17 protein-coding genes are annotated in these 16248 nt (G+C 41.8%); 5 read left to right on the top strand and 12 right to left on the bottom strand.

Features of this window, described 5'->3' with window-relative positions:
• Positions 1 to 10: 10 nt before the first annotated feature.
• From hemB to hemA, 9 genes are all read right to left on the bottom strand, one after another.
• Positions 11 to 1000, bottom strand: a complete 990-nt coding sequence (gene hemB / locus EW142_RS12275) for a porphobilinogen synthase (RefSeq protein ID WP_130614252.1) — start codon at positions 998 to 1000, stop codon at positions 11 to 13.
• A 3-nt stretch (positions 1001 to 1003) separates the two neighbouring features.
• Positions 1004 to 1792, bottom strand: a complete 789-nt coding sequence (locus EW142_RS12270) for a PhzF family phenazine biosynthesis protein (RefSeq protein WP_130614250.1) — start codon at positions 1790 to 1792, stop codon at positions 1004 to 1006.
• 3 nt (positions 1793 to 1795) lie between these two features.
• Positions 1796 to 2680: a DUF4421 family protein gene (locus tag EW142_RS12265; protein ID WP_165395273.1), complete on the bottom strand. Its 885-nt coding sequence runs from the start codon at positions 2678 to 2680 to the stop codon at positions 1796 to 1798.
• 62 nt (positions 2681 to 2742) lie between these two features.
• Complete coding sequence (gene hemF, locus EW142_RS12260) at positions 2743 to 3645, bottom strand: oxygen-dependent coproporphyrinogen oxidase (RefSeq protein ID WP_130614246.1); 903 nt, start codon at positions 3643 to 3645, stop codon at positions 2743 to 2745.
• A complete protein-coding gene (locus tag EW142_RS12255; RefSeq protein WP_130614244.1) occupies positions 3635 to 4135 on the bottom strand; it encodes a DUF6973 domain-containing protein in 501 nt (166 codons plus the stop codon). The genes hemF and EW142_RS12255 overlap by 11 nt, the downstream gene beginning before the upstream one ends.
• The gene (gene hemE / locus EW142_RS12250) at positions 4132 to 5157 is read right to left on the bottom strand and encodes a uroporphyrinogen decarboxylase (protein ID WP_130614242.1); all 1026 of its coding nucleotides are present in this window, start codon (positions 5155 to 5157) and stop codon (positions 4132 to 4134) included. The genes EW142_RS12255 and hemE overlap by 4 nt, the downstream gene beginning before the upstream one ends.
• A complete protein-coding gene (locus EW142_RS12245) occupies positions 5150 to 5827 on the bottom strand; it encodes a uroporphyrinogen-III synthase (RefSeq protein ID WP_130614240.1) in 678 nt (225 codons plus the stop codon). The genes hemE and EW142_RS12245 overlap by 8 nt, the downstream gene beginning before the upstream one ends.
• On the bottom strand, positions 5805 to 6734 hold the full coding sequence (gene hemC / locus EW142_RS12240) for a hydroxymethylbilane synthase (protein WP_130614239.1): 930 nt from the start codon (positions 6732 to 6734) through the stop codon (positions 5805 to 5807). The genes EW142_RS12245 and hemC overlap by 23 nt, the downstream gene beginning before the upstream one ends.
• Positions 6719 to 7987 carry a glutamyl-tRNA reductase gene (gene hemA, locus EW142_RS12235; RefSeq protein WP_130614237.1) on the bottom strand — a complete coding sequence of 423 codons (1269 nt, stop codon included), beginning with the start codon at positions 7985 to 7987 and terminating at the stop codon, positions 6719 to 6721. The genes hemC and hemA overlap by 16 nt, the downstream gene beginning before the upstream one ends.
• A 208-nt stretch (positions 7988 to 8195) precedes the next feature.
• Here hemA and EW142_RS12230 point away from each other — a divergent pair, with 208 nt between their 5' ends.
• From EW142_RS12230 to EW142_RS12220, 3 genes are read left to right on the top strand one after another with little or no spacing between them, the layout of a single operon-like run.
• Positions 8196 to 9074 (top strand): helix-turn-helix transcriptional regulator, encoded by an 879-nt coding sequence (locus EW142_RS12230; protein ID WP_130614235.1) that lies wholly within the window; start codon positions 8196 to 8198, stop codon positions 9072 to 9074.
• Positions 9075 to 9086: 12 nt separating this feature from the next.
• The gene (locus tag EW142_RS12225; protein WP_130614233.1) at positions 9087 to 9848 is read left to right on the top strand and encodes a ThuA domain-containing protein; all 762 of its coding nucleotides are present in this window, start codon (positions 9087 to 9089) and stop codon (positions 9846 to 9848) included.
• A gap of 21 nt (positions 9849 to 9869) precedes the next feature.
• On the top strand, positions 9870 to 11249 hold the full coding sequence (locus EW142_RS12220) for an MGH1-like glycoside hydrolase domain-containing protein (RefSeq protein WP_130614231.1): 1380 nt from the start codon (positions 9870 to 9872) through the stop codon (positions 11247 to 11249).
• Here the strand turns inward: EW142_RS12220 and EW142_RS12215 are convergent.
• Positions 11239 to 12075 carry an N-acetylmuramoyl-L-alanine amidase-like domain-containing protein gene (locus EW142_RS12215; RefSeq protein ID WP_130614229.1) on the bottom strand — a complete coding sequence of 279 codons (837 nt, stop codon included), beginning with the start codon at positions 12073 to 12075 and terminating at the stop codon, positions 11239 to 11241. The genes EW142_RS12220 and EW142_RS12215 overlap by 11 nt on opposite strands.
• A gap of 133 nt (positions 12076 to 12208) precedes the next feature.
• Here EW142_RS12215 and hemH point away from each other — a divergent pair, with 133 nt between their 5' ends.
• Together hemH and EW142_RS12205 are read left to right on the top strand one after the other, a co-directional pair.
• Entirely contained in the window at positions 12209 to 13240 is a 1032-nt protein-coding gene (gene hemH / locus EW142_RS12210) for a ferrochelatase (RefSeq protein WP_130614227.1), read from the top strand.
• A complete protein-coding gene (locus EW142_RS12205) occupies positions 13241 to 14626 on the top strand; it encodes an MATE family efflux transporter (RefSeq protein ID WP_130614225.1) in 1386 nt (461 codons plus the stop codon).
• 8 nt (positions 14627 to 14634) lie between these two features.
• On the opposite strand, the gene EW142_RS12200 is transcribed toward EW142_RS12205, so the two are convergent.
• Both EW142_RS12200 and EW142_RS12195 read right to left on the bottom strand, forming a co-directional pair.
• Positions 14635 to 15057 (bottom strand): nuclear transport factor 2 family protein, encoded by a 423-nt coding sequence (locus tag EW142_RS12200; RefSeq protein ID WP_130614223.1) that lies wholly within the window; start codon positions 15055 to 15057, stop codon positions 14635 to 14637.
• A gap of 19 nt (positions 15058 to 15076) precedes the next feature.
• On the bottom strand, positions 15077 to 16237 hold the full coding sequence (locus tag EW142_RS12195) for a PQQ-dependent sugar dehydrogenase (RefSeq protein ID WP_130614221.1): 1161 nt from the start codon (positions 16235 to 16237) through the stop codon (positions 15077 to 15079).
• Between the last annotated feature and the right edge of the window lie 11 nt (positions 16238 to 16248).

Here is a 16248-nt window from a genome sequence, read left to right as displayed (position 1 = left end):
TTTTTATGAATCAACTTAACAGTTTTACGACATCTTTGGCAAAATAACTTGCAATGACATTGGCGCCTGCTCTTTTTATGGCCAGAAGTTGCTCCATCATGACAGCATCATGGTCCAACCAACCTCTTTCAGCTGCTGCCTTAAGCATGGCGTATTCACCGGATACTTGATATACGGCCACAGGCACGTCGACCTCATTTTTGATTTCGCGAACAATGTCCAAATAGGGCAAACCGGGTTTCACCATAACGATATCCGCCCCTTCATCCACATCCATTTGGGTTTCACGAATAGCCTCAAATCGATTTGCAGAATCCATTTGATAGGTCTTTTTATCCTTTGGAATATTTTTGATATCCACCGGGGCAGAATCCAAAGCATCTCGAAATGGCCCATAATAAGCACTGGCATATTTTGCAGAATAACTCATGATGCCGGTGTTTTGAAAACCTTCATCTTCCAAGGCTTCACGAATGGTCAGAATTCTACCGTCCATCATATCACTGGGGGCAACAAAATCAGCCCCTGCTTGGGCGTGGGATACGCTCATTTTGGCCAATATCTCTGAAGTTTCATCATTGAGAATCTGTCCGTCGGCCACGATTCCGTCATGACCATAGGATGAAAAAGGATCGAGGGCCACATCAGTCATAACAAGCATTTCAGGACACGCGGTCTTGACCGTTTTTATGGCCCGTTGCATCAAACCATTGGGATTTATAGCTTCCGAACCTTTATTGTCCTTAAGCTCATCCGGAACTTTTACAAAAAGTAATACCGCGCATAACCCCATTTCCCACAGCTCTTTAACCTCCTTTTCCACAAGGTCCAAGCTCATGCGATAATAGTTGGGCATCGAAGGAATTTCTTCCTTAATGCCTTTACCTTCCACGATAAAAAGAGGCACCAAAAAGTCGTCAGGAGTGATTATGGTTTCCCTGACCAGCCTCCGAATGGATTCTGAAGCGCGAAGTCTTCTGTTTCGAATTAAAGGATACATAAGCTATATTTCAATTTCACCAATTAGGTAGGGAATGGCCCTCCCTGATATTTTTACTCGGTTTTCCAAGTATTCGCACAGCAAATTCCCACCTCTTTTCGATATCTGTTTTGCTGTGAGCTCTTTTTTTCCAAGCTTTTTGGCCCAATAAGGGGTCATAGTTGTATGTGCCGATCCTGTAACCGGGTCTTCAGGTACTCCACATTGAGGGGCAAAAAAACGGGAAACAAAGTCTACCTTTTCTCCTGGGGCAGTAACGATTACCCCTCGACAATCCAATTGATCCAACAAGAAAAAATTGGGTGCGATGTTAGCGATTTCCTCTTGAGAGGAATAAACTACCATATAGTCGGTTTTGCCCTTGAAGGTCTCCAATGGAACCTTGCCAATAGCCTCATTGATGGCTGCCACATTTTCAATTTTTTTCAAATCATCCGCAGGAAAATTCATGCTCATCGATCCGTCATCGCCCTGTTCTACAAGGAGTTCTCCGCTTCTTGGGGAAAAGAACCGAATGGTATTTTCATGAACTTGATAATAGTTGAAAAGGACATAAGCGGTGGCCAAAGTCGCATGCCCGCAGAGGTCTACCTCAGTTTCCGGTGTAAACCAACGGAGGATATATTGACTGCCTTCTTTAACCGTAAATGCGGTTTCGGCCAAATTGTTTTCTTGCGCAATTTTCTGCATTGTTTCATCCTTCAACCAAGAATCCATAACACAAACAGCTGCTGGATTTCCTGTGAAAACCTCAGAGGCGAAAGCGTCGATTTGATAAAGTTTTTGTTTCATTTTTTAATCAAAACCAAATGTACGATTAAATCCTTCCGCTGCTTTTATCCACTTTTTTGGTGCATCGAATCGATAACCTAAATAGAACTCTAAAAAGGATATTCTATCATCCAATCTTGTCTGTCTGTCCGTGTTATGCTCTAAAAAAATAACATTGGCATTTATTCCTGAATAGAACCTTTCGGAATTATAGCCTAGGTTTCCTCTAAAAATAACCTCGTACAAAGCGGAAACAGTTTTATCTATTGCGGAACTCGTAATATTTATCCCACTTCCCAAGGTAGATCCCACCCCAAATAGGTAATTTTCATCAATTACCAGATTATAGTGATATCCAGGACCAATGGCAATGTCATAGGAATTAACTTCGTCCTCAAAGTCAGTCTCTAGTAACTTATATTTTGTGTAATAAAACGTGAAACGAGGGATGAAACTGCCCGCACTTTTTTTTTGCCATTCATTTTGAAACCCTATAGCTCTGAACGAAAACTTTTGGTTGAAAATATAGGCGGTCGTCCCACCAACTTTCAAAGTACGGATATTGGGAAATTGTTCATCGCCTAAATCGTTGTTGACAAAAAAGCCTTTTTGACCATAAAAATCCAAAGTTTGCATCCATTGTTTCCAGAACATCCTAAAATTGAGAGTGAATAGTCTGGAACCTTCATTATCAGCATTGTTTGAAATAAAATTAGGGGAGAAGCCAAGATCCAGTTCCAAAGAACGAAATAAAAATGAAGCACCTATATATGTTTTCTTGTTAGGTTCGAGTTCTATTCTATTTGTAGTATTGGTATCTGTAAAAATAAAATTGTTGGAAGTGTTCAAAAGACCCAGACGGATGGTGAATTTATCTGGAAATGTTTTGATATATTCCTGTATTTGCACTGAGTCCTTTTGGCCAAAACCTAAAATGCTTTGCAAGAACCCAACTAACAAAAGTTTGAACTTCAGACCCATTCCTTAGGATGCTTCAATACATAAATTAGTTTTTCCTCTTCACTCCCAGCTTCGGGATGATGATCGTAACGCCATTGCACGTAGGGTGGGAGACTCATCAAAATACTCTCAATGCGTCCATTGGTGCGCAGGCCGAACAAGGTGCCTTTGTCATGGACCAAATTAAATTCTACATAGCGCCCGCGTCTTATTTCTTGCCAATCCCTTTGAAGTTGCGAATACTGCATTGTCTTTCTCTTTTCAACTATGGGGACATAGGCCTCCAAAAAACTATCCCCCACTTCTGAAACAAAATTGTACCAGTCCTCCATTTTCATATCATCGGTGGCCTTGCAATAATCAAAAAAGAGTCCCCCCACGCCGCGAGCCTCATTGCGATGGGCATTCCAGAAGTATTCATCACATCGTTTTTTATATGAGGAGTAGAATTCTGGGTCGTGCGCATCACAGGCTTTTTTGCAAACAGCATGGAAATGGGCAGCATCCTCCTCAAACAAATAGTAGGGGGTAAGGTCCTGACCTCCACCAAACCATTGGTCAAAAATTTCTCCCTCCTTGTTGTACATCTCGAAATATCTCCAATTAGCATGTACAGTGGGAACCATTGGACTTTTAGGATGGATGACGAGACTCAATCCACAGGCAAAGAAATCAGCGTCTTCGACACCGAAATAGGCTTGCATGCTTTTAGGCAATTCCCCGTGGACAGCAGATATATTTACCCCGCCTTTCTCAAAAATATTCCCATTTTCAATCACCCGAGTTCTCCCGCCCCCACCTTCAGGTCTTTTCCAAAGATCCTCTTGAAATTTGGCTTTTCCATCGACTTCCTCTAGGGTTGAGGTTATACTGTCTTGCAAGTTTTGAATGTAAGCGTAAAATTTATCCTTCATATGGTTCTGTGATGTGTACCAATCGGTGTTTCAACTTGAGCAACTCACTTTCCGAACTTATTGGAATTGAAGCTTCAGTCATTTTTCTTAATAATTGAATGACATCTTCTGGCTCATCATTTCTATGTTTTATAAAGACGCTACGGCCAACCTCATTGTTATGATAATCCATAGCCTTGGCAAGGGGAATATTTTGAAAGGCTTCCTCATGCCAATCGGTTATCTGTTGTGACCAACGAAGTGCCCAATTTTCATTTTTCCACCAATTTAAGCTACTTTTTACAATGAGATAGTTCCAAAGTGCATGCCTAAAGGCATTGGCCGGTCCGTTTTGATAATGACGGCGGCCGTAATACTGTGTCGATATTCCGACGCAACGTTTTGTTGCCAAAATCGTCGGAACAACAAAGGGAATGTTTTTCAAAACAAGGATTAACAGGGCCCATAATTTATCGATTCCAACCCTTCCCAAGGTTTTTACCAGCTTCATTCCTTGAATTCCTTAATGGCATCAATAAAGGCTTTGGCATTCTCTAGCGGAATGTTGGGTAAAATACCATGGCCCAAGTTCGCTATGTACCGATCTTTTCCAAATTCCCGAATCATTTGAGCAACCATCCGCTTGATTTTAGATGGAGGGGATAACAATCTGGCAGGGTCAAAGTTCCCCTGGAGTGTGATTTTCCCACCCGTTAGGTAACGGGCATTTTTTGGGGAACAGGTCCAATCCACCCCAACAGCGGAAGCCCCCGATTCTGCCATTTCTTTCAATGCGAACCAGCACCCTTTTCCAAACACGATTACAGGGGCATCATCTTTAAGGGCATCCACAATCTGTTGGATATAGCGCCAGGAAAACTCTTGGTAGTCATTTGGGGAAAGCATGCCTCCCCATGAGTCAAAAACCTGCACTGCGTTTACGCCAGCTTTCACCTTCGCCTTTAAATAGGCTATAGTGGTATCTGTAATTTTCTGTAGCAACTGATGAGCCTGCTCCGGTTGGGTAAAACAAAACCCCCGTGCCTTATCAAAGCTTTTACTACCCTGTCCTTCAACGCAATAACATAGAATGGTCCAAGGTGAACCAGCGAAACCAATCAATGGAATTTCGTTGTTCAGTTTTTCCTTGGTCATTGATATGGCTTGCATAACGTAATCCAGTGCGTCATGCACTTCTGGCACAATAACACGGTCCAGATCCTTTGCTTCCCTTATGGGATTGGGAAGATAGGGGCCAAAGTTAGGTTTCATTTGAACTTCAATGTTCATGGCCTGCGGAATGACAAGAATGTCACTGAACAAGATAGCAGCGTCCATCCCATAACGGCGAATAGGCTGTATAGTGATTTCTGAGGCCAATTCCGGAGTTTGGCAGCGTGTAAAAAAGTCATATTTATTTTTGAGCTCCATGAACTCCGGCAAATAACGCCCCGCTTGCCGCATCATCCATACCGGAGGCCTGTCAACAGTTTCTCCTTTGAGTGCTCTTAGAAATAAATCGTTTTTAATCATTTTGGTTCAAATATTTTATGGCTTGGACCAAAACGTTTTCCGTTGTTGGTCGATTGGCAATAATAATGTTATTTGTATATTTTTTGGCTTCGTCGGCTGTGGTTGTTCCAATACAAAAAAATGGAGTTTTTACGGCATTGTTTGCTTTCATAAAGCTTCGAACACCACTTGGGCTGAAAAAAAGAATCCCATCAAAACTTCTATCAAATTGTTTTTTGATGAGACTCGTTTGATATGCTGTAATTTCCTGAAACCAAACGTTATTTTTTGAAAGCTGTTCGGGGAGTTCGTTTCTTCGAAGATTTCCTGAAATATAAATAAACCGGTTGGTTTTGTAGTTATCCGCTATGATTTGTGCAAGCTCCAAGGCGTTTAATGCCGTTTCCAAAACGGTAAGGCCAGATTCTACCAACAACCATTTTGTTTTATCTCCAACACAAAAACAGTTGATTCTTTTGCGGTCTAGATTTTCATTTTTTGACTCCAAAGCCCGCAAAAAAGCCTTAACACCATTTTTACTCGTGAAAATAAAATCTGTAAAGTCTAGGGGGATTTTCACAGGAAGAAAATCAATTTGAATGGCGTTGTATTCCACAAAAGCTACCCCTGCATTTAATAGGAGTTCTTTTTGGGGAAGCGTTAGTGTTTTAGTGGAGAGCACTGTTTTCATTCCTGATTTCTTGCATCAATAAGGACCCACCTTTTTCTAGCACTTCCAGTGCACATCGCTCCCCAAACCCTTTAAAATCTTTTGTTTTGACCAATTTTTCTACTTCAATTTTTTGTTTGCCATCCAAAGAAAAAAGACAACCCTTAAAATGTACTGATTGGTTTTCAAATTTGGCCCTGGCGCCAATAGGAGCCGTGCAACCCCCTTCAAGGGTCCTTAAAAACTCCCTTTCCATGTGTGTTTCAATTTCTGAAGGAGCGTGATTCAGTTTGTTTGTTACTTCTTTGCAATGTTCATCCTTGTCCAGAGTAACAACCACCATGGCCCCTTGTGCCGGAGCGGGAATCATCCAATCCAAAATAAGCGCATCTTTGGGCATTAACTTTATACGTTCCAGGCCCGCTTTGGCAAAAATGGCACCTTGCCAGTCATTTTCTATCACTTTCAAAAGGCGTGTATTCACGTTGCCCCTCAAATCGACCACATTGTGGTGAGGATAACGATGCAACCACTGTGCTTTCCTACGCAAACTTCCTGTGGCAATGGTACTAGTTGAATTTTCACTTTCGAGAAAATCCAATCCCTTATGAACCAAAATGTCCTGTGTAGCAGCTCTCTCCAACACAGCGGCTTGAACAATTCCTTTTGGAAGCTGTGTCGGCACATCTTTCATGGAGTGTACGGCGATATCGATTTGTCCATTGAGCATGGAAATATCCAGTGTCTTGGTAAAGATACCCGTAATGCCTAGTTCGTATAGTGGCTTGTCGAGCACTTGATCTCCTGTGGATTTTATGGGGACCAATATGGTATCATGGCCAAGGGCTTCAATCTTGGATTGAACCGTCTTTGCTTGCCATAGGGCCAACTCGCTTTCCCGAGTTCCAATCCTTATGAGTCTGCCCATTTGGATTCGATTTCTAACTGAAATACTTTTTGGATGAGTTCAAGACTGTCATCCATATCGCCATTGGATTTTTTCAGATGATTGGCGAACTGTTTGGTGATTTTTTGAATAATGCGCTCCGAAATGATTTCGGCTTGATCGGTATTGAAATCGGATAACTTTTTGGATTGAAAGTCGATTTCCTCTGCTTTCATGACCTTCAGTTTTTCCTTTAATGCATTGATGACCGGAGCAAACTTCCGGGTTTCCAACCATTTCAAAAAATCCTTTTTAACATGCTCTATGATTTCTTCGGCCTTGGGAACAAATTTCCTCCTACGTGTCAGGGTTTCATCGGTAACCTGTGAAAGCTGATCAAGGTGTACCAAGGAAACATTGTCCAATTCCCTAACATCGTCAGAAACATTTTTAGGAACGGAAAGATCTAAAATAAGAAGCGGTTTTTTGGAATATATAAGTGCTTTTGAAACGGTAGGTAACTGAGCTCCGGTGGCCACCACCAAAATATCCGCTTTCCTTATCTCGGTCTGCAATTCACCGTAGTCCTTTACCGTTAGCTGGAATTTACCAGCAATGGCTTCCGCTTTTTCTCGAGTTCTGTTGATTAAGGTAATATGGGAATTATCAGAATGTTTGATGAGATTCTCACAGGTATTTCTTCCAATTTTACCAGTTCCGAAGAGCAAGATGTTTTTGTTGGAGATATTGGGAATAGTATCCAAGATATAACGAACTGAGGCAAAGGCAACCGAGGTCGCACCAGAAGAGAGCTCGGTCTCGTTTTTTATGCGCTTACTGGCCTGAATAACCGAATTGCAGAGTCTTTCCAAAAAAGGATTGGTCATCTCGTGCTTTTTTGCCCGATAAAACCCTTGTTTGATTTGACTGATAATTTCGAAATCCCCAAGAATTTGGCTGTCGAGTCCAGTACCCACCTTGAACATGTGGCTGATGGCATCATGATTTTTGTAGACGTAGGCCACATTTTGAAATTCCTCAACGCTGCCCTGGGTTTGGTCACATAATAATTTAATCAATTGAAAAGGGTGCTGGGCAAAACCGTATAGCTCCGTGCGGTTACAAGTGGATATAGCCAAAAGACCATCAATACCTTCCTGCTTGCCTTGTGCCATTAAACAATCAATGGCAGGCACGTCCAAACTAAATTTACCCCTCACTTCCGCATCGGCCTTTTTATAACTAAGGCCAATTGCGTAGAAAGAATTATGTCGTGAAATATGATGATTCCGCATAAAGCACAAAATCGCAGCACAAAAATAGAAGCCGTATATTTGAAAAAATAACGCTAGCGGTACAATTAATAACAATCCTTGCCCGATTGGGCAATGTTTCGGGCAAAATTTGTTGAAGTACTGATTTTGTTGATAAAAGGGATATCTTATTGCATAATTTAGAGTAATTCTAAATAATTAAAAACAACAGAAATTAACTTAGATATCAATGAAAAATGTCGCCAAAGGTTCTTACGAGGAAATCTTGATTGAAGACGGGTTTTATGTGTTGAAAATTCAAAATGAAACCGAAGATAAAGCATTGGTTGAAAGGGAAATAGATAGTTCTTTTATCCAGTTTCATTTTTGTTTGAAAGGAGGGTCGAAGTTTCAATTCAATCAAGGGAATTACCAACTGGAAGTCAGCGAGGAAAATTCATTGCTGCTATATAATACCCAATTGGATTTGCCATTGAATTTGATCATAGAACCCAACTCCTGGCTGCTTTCCATAGTGATGACCATTCGCAAGTTTCATTCGCTCTTCTCCAACGAAGCCAATTATATTCCCTTTTTAAGTGATGATTTTGCGGAAAAGAAATATTATGCCCAAGAGATGGTATCTCCTGCCATAGCGGTAGTACTCAGCCAATTGATGAACTATAACCTACATCCTTTTATGAAGGAACTGTACGTTCGGGGGAAGGTCTATGAATTGATATCGCTATACTTCAATAAAACACAAGATGCCGATTTGGAACAATGTCCCTTTTTGGCAGATGAGGACAATGTACGACGCATTAAAATGGCCAAAGAGATTATTATTTCCAGAATGGCCGAACCCCCTACCTTAACCGAACTGTCCAATGAAATCGGATTAAGTTTAAGAAAGCTTAAGGAAGGTTTTAAGCAGATATATGGCGATTCGGTTTTTGGTTTTCTTTTTGACTATAAAATGGAATATGCACGAAAAATGTTGGAATCGGGGAAACACAATGTCAATGAGGTAGGTCTGAGAGTGGGGTATAGCACGGCAAGTCATTTCATTGCATCCTTTAAAAAGAAGTATGGCACAACCCCCAAAAAATATTTATCTTCCATCGTGTAAATCTGCCATACCATGAATCCTTTTAGAACGCTTTGTATTGCCCTAGGTTTTGTATGCTGCATCCATGCCCAGGAAACTTCCTCTACGGAACAGGATAGCTTAAAATTGCCTGACTTCATTTTGGTCTTTAGCAAAACTGAAGGCTATCGTCATCAATCCATTGAAAAAGGGGTGCATACCTTAAGACGATTGGGAAGAAAAAACGGATTCATTGTTTTGCAAACCGAAACTTCTGAGGATTTCAATCCCTCTAACTTGGAGAATTACAAGCTTGTCATTTTTTTAAGTACGACCCAAGATGTCCTTAACGCTGAGCAGCAGAGGGCCTTTAGGTCATATATTAAAGGTGGTGGTAGCTTCATGGGTATCCATGCCGCTTCGGATACGGAATACGATTGGCCTTGGTACGGAAAATTGGTCGGCGGTTATTTTGAAAGTCATCCCAATGATCCAAACGTGCGTGATGCAAAGATTGATGTAGTAAACAAAAATCACCCTTCAACAGCCCATTTAAGTGACACTTGGAGTCGAAGTGACGAATGGTACAATTACAAAAACCTTAATCCCAACATCACCGTACTGCTCAATCTAGACGAAAAGAGTTATGAAGGGGGCACCAATGGAGATAATCACCCAATAGCTTGGCACCATACCTTTGATGGTGGTCGTGCTTTTTATACTGGTGGAGGGCATACGGAAGAATCCTTTGACGAGCCAGATTTCAAAGAACATCTTCTCGGGGGTATTTTATGGTGTTTGGGTAGGGCCGAATAGACAACAAGATCAAATAAACGTATGGAAAGAAGGGAATTCAACAAAGCCTTGGGACTTGGTGCGATTGGAAGTTCGATGTTGATGGGTTGCAAGGAAGAAACGCAAACAACCGCACCTGTTCCTATTGATACCGGTTTTAAAGTGACACCTGAACTTAGCGAGCGCATGTACGCCAAAGCTTTGGAGATTACAAAAAGGAAAGTACGCGGAGGTGATAGCGAACCCTTCTTTAAAAAACCCTTTGTTGACGCGGCTTTCTCCGATAATATTTTTTTGTGGGATACCTGCTTCATTGTTTGTTTTGCCAAATACCACATGGACGAACTTCCGGTATACCAGGCCTTGGATAATTTCTATGATCGTATGGAGGAAGACGGCTACATCTGTCGTGAGTACCGAAAAGATGGTCGGCCATTGTGGTCGAAGGATCATCCTGTGTCGATAAACCCACCTTTGTTGGCCTTGGCGGAAACAGAGATCTATGCTGTAAAAAAGGATAAGGAACGATTGCGCTATGCCTATCCAATTTTGAAAAAGAACTTTGAGTTTCATGTGAACCGCTATCAAGGAGAAGACAAACTTTTTTGGGGAGATACCTTAGGCATGGGAATGGACAATATTCCAAGGTCTCCGAGAAATTGGACAACGGATGAAGGCAATGGAATGACCCACCACGAGCTAGGGGACAAACTCGGAAAAATGGGAGGGTCCACTGCTGAGGAACGTTTGAATATGTTCATTGCCGATTATGTTGAGACCCTTCAAGGGGTTTGGAACAAACAGGGGCGATTGGTCGATTTTACTTCCCAAATGGCCATGTATGCAAAGCAATTGATGTTTATTGCCAAGGAAATTGGAGAGGAGTCAGACCTTGGCCAATATGAAACATTTCATTCTGAAGTAAAAGAAGCCCTGAATAGGCTCTGCTGGAATGAAGAAGATACATTCTATTATGATTTGGGCTATGGAGAGCAAGTAAAAAGAAAGCACATCGGAATGTATTGGGCCTTGCTTGGTGAGTTAATTCCTGAAGAAAACATGGACCACTTTTTGGCACATCTGACCAATCCTGATGAATTCTATCGGAAAACCCCTCTGCCCGCTCTATCTGCGGCTGACCCGGATTATAAGGGTTGGGGTGATTATTGGTTGGGAGGTGTTTGGGCACCTACTTCCTATATGGTACTCAAAGGATTAACGGCCAATGGCAAAGACGATTTGGCTCAAGATTTAGCGGAGAAAACCTATGCGGCCATAGCTGAAGTTTTTGAAGCTACCGATACGTTTTGGGAAAACTATGCTCCAGACTTGATTTCTTACGGAATGCCCGCCAAACTGGATTTTTGTGGATGGACGGGGCTAATTCCGATAGCTATTTACAACGAATACATCAAGGGGTAGGTCGGGCAATAATGATTCCTGTGTTGCTTTTAATTTTCTTCAGGTAATCCACCAACGGTTTTTCGGTAATGGTCACCTTGCCTGAAGAAGAGGCATGCAATAAATGAATTCTTCCATTTTTTCGAACTGCTATACCGGTATGTGTTACATCCAATCCTTTTATGGAAGTAGCCAGTGCTATGATATCACCAGACTTGATTAGATTTTCTTGCTGGATAATTTGTTCTTGAGAAAGAACACAGATGGTTTCTTTGGCAATTTCATTTTCAATCTCGAGCATTCGCTCATAGTTCGTATCATCCTGCAGAAAGGGATAAAGAGTACGATGTGTACCCATAAAATTTATGGGTTTTTGCACGATTTCGCCGCCCAATTCCGAAGTGATATCCTTTACCAATCCTTTGCTTTGATTGTTGCGTATCCATTCTGTAAAATAATGTAAACGTGAGGGATAGCCGTTAAGAAGGCCATCTCTGTACCGAATGATTTTTAAATTTTCTGTAAAATCTTCAAAGGTTTTGTTACCATTTTTAAACCATAGACCAAAAGCCAAGACATTTTCCACAAATGTGGTGCAGTCCAGCCCCCTAAGGTTGACTACCAAGGTCTCCTTATCTCCTATTTCCAAAGTTTTTTCCACATAGGGTGTTCCTAAAAATGTTTTTCCTATGAAGACGAGGCTATCCCCCCATTGAGCGGCCTCAATTTTCGTAAGCTGCTCTATTTTAATCTTAAATAGAGTGGAATCCTCAGGAGAGCAGGTGATTTGTGCCTGTAGATTCAAAAAAGAATAGAGGAAAAATACAACGACGGGATAATGGCGCATACCAATGGGGCAATGATTAACCCAAAATTAATGTTATCTATGGAATTATAAGGAAACTAATTGGGCCAGACAAAAGTTAGATCAGCTTCAAGTAGTATTTTTGCGGGACAATTGAAAAACTGATTTTCTTGCTATGAAAGGTGTTTTATTGGTCAATTTAGGTTCCCCCGACAGTCCGACCCCAAAGGACGTAAAACCATATCTCGATGAATTTTTGATGGATGAAAGGGTCATTGACGTCCCAAAATGGTTGCGCAATGTTTTGGTACGGGGAATTATTTTGCAAACCAGACCTAAAAAATCGGCTGAAGCCTATTCCAAAATCTGGTGGGAGGAAGGCTCCCCTCTCATTATCATTTCTGAGCGCTTCGCGGAGAAAGTTCGGCAAAAAACCGATATGCCCGTAGCCCTTGGAATGCGCTACGGCTCCATGAGCATACGAAAGGCATTGGAGGAACTCAAGGAAAAAGATGTTGATGAGGTTCTCTTGGTACCACTTTATCCACATTATGCCATGTCTTCTTATGAGACAGTTGTGGTGAAGACCATGGAGGTTCAGCAAGAACATTTTCCAGAGATGCAGTTGACGACGATGCCGGCTTTTTATAGCAGTCCTGATTACATTAAGGTGCTATCCGAAAGTATTGCTGAAGGTCTAAAGGATTTTGAGTATGATCATATATTGTTTTCATATCATGGAATCCCCGAACGTCATATTCGCAAATCCGATCCAACAAAATTTCATTGCAAGATTGATGGAAGTTGCTGCAAAATTAATTCGGTGGCCCATCATACCTGTTACAGGCATCAATGTTATGATACCACGGAATTGGTGAAAGCATATTTAGGATTACCAGAAGACAAAGTAAGCAGTTCGTTCCAGTCGCGTTTGGCCGGAGACCCTTGGCTGAAACCCTACACGGACTACGAATTTGAAAGACTAGCCAAAGAAGGAAAGAAAAGACTGGCCGTCATCACCCCAGCTTTTGTAAGCGACTGTCTGGAGACCTTGGAAGAAATTGCCATGGAAGGCAAAGAGCAGTTTGAGGAAGCTGGGGGAGAGCACTATATACATATTCCCTGTTTGAACGATAGTGAAGCCTGGGTTTCCCTTATGGCCCAATGGGTAAACAAATGGGAATCCAAAGAAACCTTGCCTGTGTAAATGGCAAAAGTCTCTTCAGAACAACTAGGAACCGAACCCATTGGCCAACTGCTAGTCAAGCAGGCAGTTCCAGCTTCTATTGGGATATTGGTGATGTCCCTTAATGTTCTTGTGGATTCAATTTTTGTAGGGAATTGGATAGGATCTATTGCCATTGCTGCCATCAACGTGGTCCTTCCCGTCTCATTTTTTATTGCTGCCTTGGGTATGGCCATTGGCATCGGGGGTTCAAGTATCATTTCTAGGGCCTTGGGTTCTGGAAACAAACAAAAAGCCCTTAAAACTTTTGGTAACCAGATTACACTGACCCTTTTAGTGACCATTTCCATGGTGATTTTGGGGATTTACTTTGTTGATGACTTAATTCCAGCTTTCGGAGGTAAGGGAAGCATTTTTGCTCCGGCAAAAATCTACTATATCATTGTCCTCTATGGAGTGCCTTTCTTAGCGCTTTGTATGATGGGGAACACGGTGATTCGCGCTGAGGGCAAGCCCAAGTTTGCCATGATTGCCATGATCATCCCTTCAGTGGGGAATCTGTTTTTGGATTACCTTTTTATTTATGTTTTCGATTGGGGGATGCACGGCGCTGCTTGGGCCACAACCGCTGGATATCTTTTATGCTTTTTCTATATTTTTTATTTCTTCCTTTCCAAAAATTCAGAACTCAAAATTGGACTTTCCCATTTTTTGCTGAACAATACGATTTTAAGGGAGATAGGATCTTTAGGATTTGTAACCTTGGCCAGACAGGCCGTTACAAGCATCATTTATCTTTTGCTGAACAATATACTTTTCAATTTGGGGGGAGAAGCTCTGGTAGCGGTTTACGCCATCATTGGACGTATGTTGATGTTTGCCCTCTTCCCGGTGTTTGGTGTCACCCAAGGATTTTTGCCCATTGCCGGATTCAATTATGGGGCAGTGCAGTACGATCGTGTAAAGGAATCCATCTACACGGCCATAAAGTATGCAGCCTTAGTGGCTACATTGGTTTTTATCGGATTAATGGTATTTCCGGAATTCTTTACAGATTTATTTTTGAGCAATAGATCAGACTTACCACCTGAAGAATTGGCAACCAATACTTTTGTAATGGAACATGCTCCTACAGCGATGCGTTTGGTGTTTGCGGCAACACCCATAATTGCCCTTCAATTGATTGGGGCGGCCTACTTTCAAGCGGTGGGTAAAGCAGTACCCGCCTTACTGCTTACATTAACCCGGCAAGGATTCTTCTTTATTCCGTTGATACTGATTTTACCCAATTTTTTGGGAGAATTGGGTGTGTGGCTTTCATTTCCAATCGCGGATGTCCTTGCAACCATTGTAACAGGCTATTACCTCAGGAAGGAAATCAAGACAACCCTCGAGGTTTCACAATGATGTTGTGATTACTCTTTAATCAAGGTGGCTGCCTTGCTAACGATTTTCCACTTACCCCCTAACTTTTTCAAAAGAAAGATATCGATGAAACGAAGATTGGGTTTTGGGATAAATATTGCCACCTTGGCCGTGGCAATGTCAACGTCATAATCGATATGAAGGATGGTTCCCTCACGCCCATTGAACGTTCCTTTTTCCCTTTTGGCAAAAAGTGCCGCATATTCAGCAGGGGACATTATAAAAAGCTCTTCATCTTTTTTATGCAAGAACAAATCGGCACCCTCGTAAAATGCAGAAACTATTTGCTCTGGGTTGTTATAGGAAGAACCTTCCAGATAATCTTCAAGAGTTGCTTTGATAGCTTGGGTTTCAGATTGCGCCGATACAGCTCCGCCATGCATAAGTACAATCAGTAATACAAGTTTTTTCATTTGAATTATGGGTTTAGGTTTATTGAGGAAGGATTTGAATTAGTTTTCCATTATCCTCATCCGTTAGAATATAGAGTTTGCCCGAAGGGCTTTGCCTAGCTTTTCGAATGCGGACTCGGTCATCAATAAAGAGTTCTTCCGCACTTTTTACAGTATCGTTTTCTATTCGAAATCGCCATAGGCTTCCTCGGGACAGGCCCGGAACAATAAGATTGTCTTTCCAATTGGGAAAGTCGTCACCAGTGTAGAAGGTTAAGCCCGTAGGCGCTACGGTATGGGGCCAAAACCAAACAGGAGGGGTAAAGTTGGCACCTTCCAATTTAGGAGGCGTATAATCATTGCTCCTGAGTTTCCCGGAGGTAACATTGGGCCAACCATAATTGGCTCCTGCTTTTAATAAATTGATTTCATCCCCTTGAATGGTCCCATGCTCGCTGAACCAGATGTTTCCAGTTTTAGGCTCTACGGTAATGCCCTGTGCCGCTCGAATTCCCACGGCATAGATTCCTGCAACTGCGCTTGGTCCGTAGTCAGGATTATCTTCCGGAATACTTCCATCAGGATTGATACGGTAGATTTTTCCTCTTCTATCGGTAATGTCTTGGGCAATGGGGATAGGGGGATTATCCCTTTCCCAAAAAAGACGTTCCCCTATGGTAATGTACAACTTGCCATCTGTGCCAAAAGTCATTCCTCCACCAAAATGGAAATACTCACGGGTAAAGGGTTCGGCCTCTAAGAGGGTTTCATGCCCATAAAGCGAATCCTGTGTCAACTTTGCTCGAACTATTTTGGTGGTTCTCCCTTCTCCCTTTCGTTTTGCGGCATAAGAGAAATATACCCACTGGTTTTTTTCATGCTGTGGGTCAAGAAGCACTTCAAAAATACCGGAGTTATCTCCCAAATTGTAGGCTCTAATACTATCAGTCAAGTCTTCTGGAAAACCTTTTACCACTGTTCTTATTTTGGATTTCAAATTGACTTTTAGCAAGGTTCCATCCTTTTCCGTGATCAAGGCTTCATCTTGGGATAAAAAGGCTATGCTCCAAGGATGATTAAGCCCTTCCAAAATAACTTTCTTGGTAGGATGATAGGAGCTTTTGGATTGTGAAACCTTTTCCGGCCGATTTTCCTGACATGCTCCCGATATAATCAATAGAAGCATCAATAATCTTTTCATCAAAACTGATT

The sequence above is a fragment of the Flagellimonas allohymeniacidonis genome, from assembly GCF_004296335.1.
Lineage (GTDB): Bacteria > Bacteroidota > Bacteroidia > Flavobacteriales > Flavobacteriaceae > Flagellimonas > Flagellimonas allohymeniacidonis.
The sequence above is the reverse complement of the archived record's forward strand: the minus strand, read 5'-3'. Positions and strand labels throughout refer to the sequence as shown.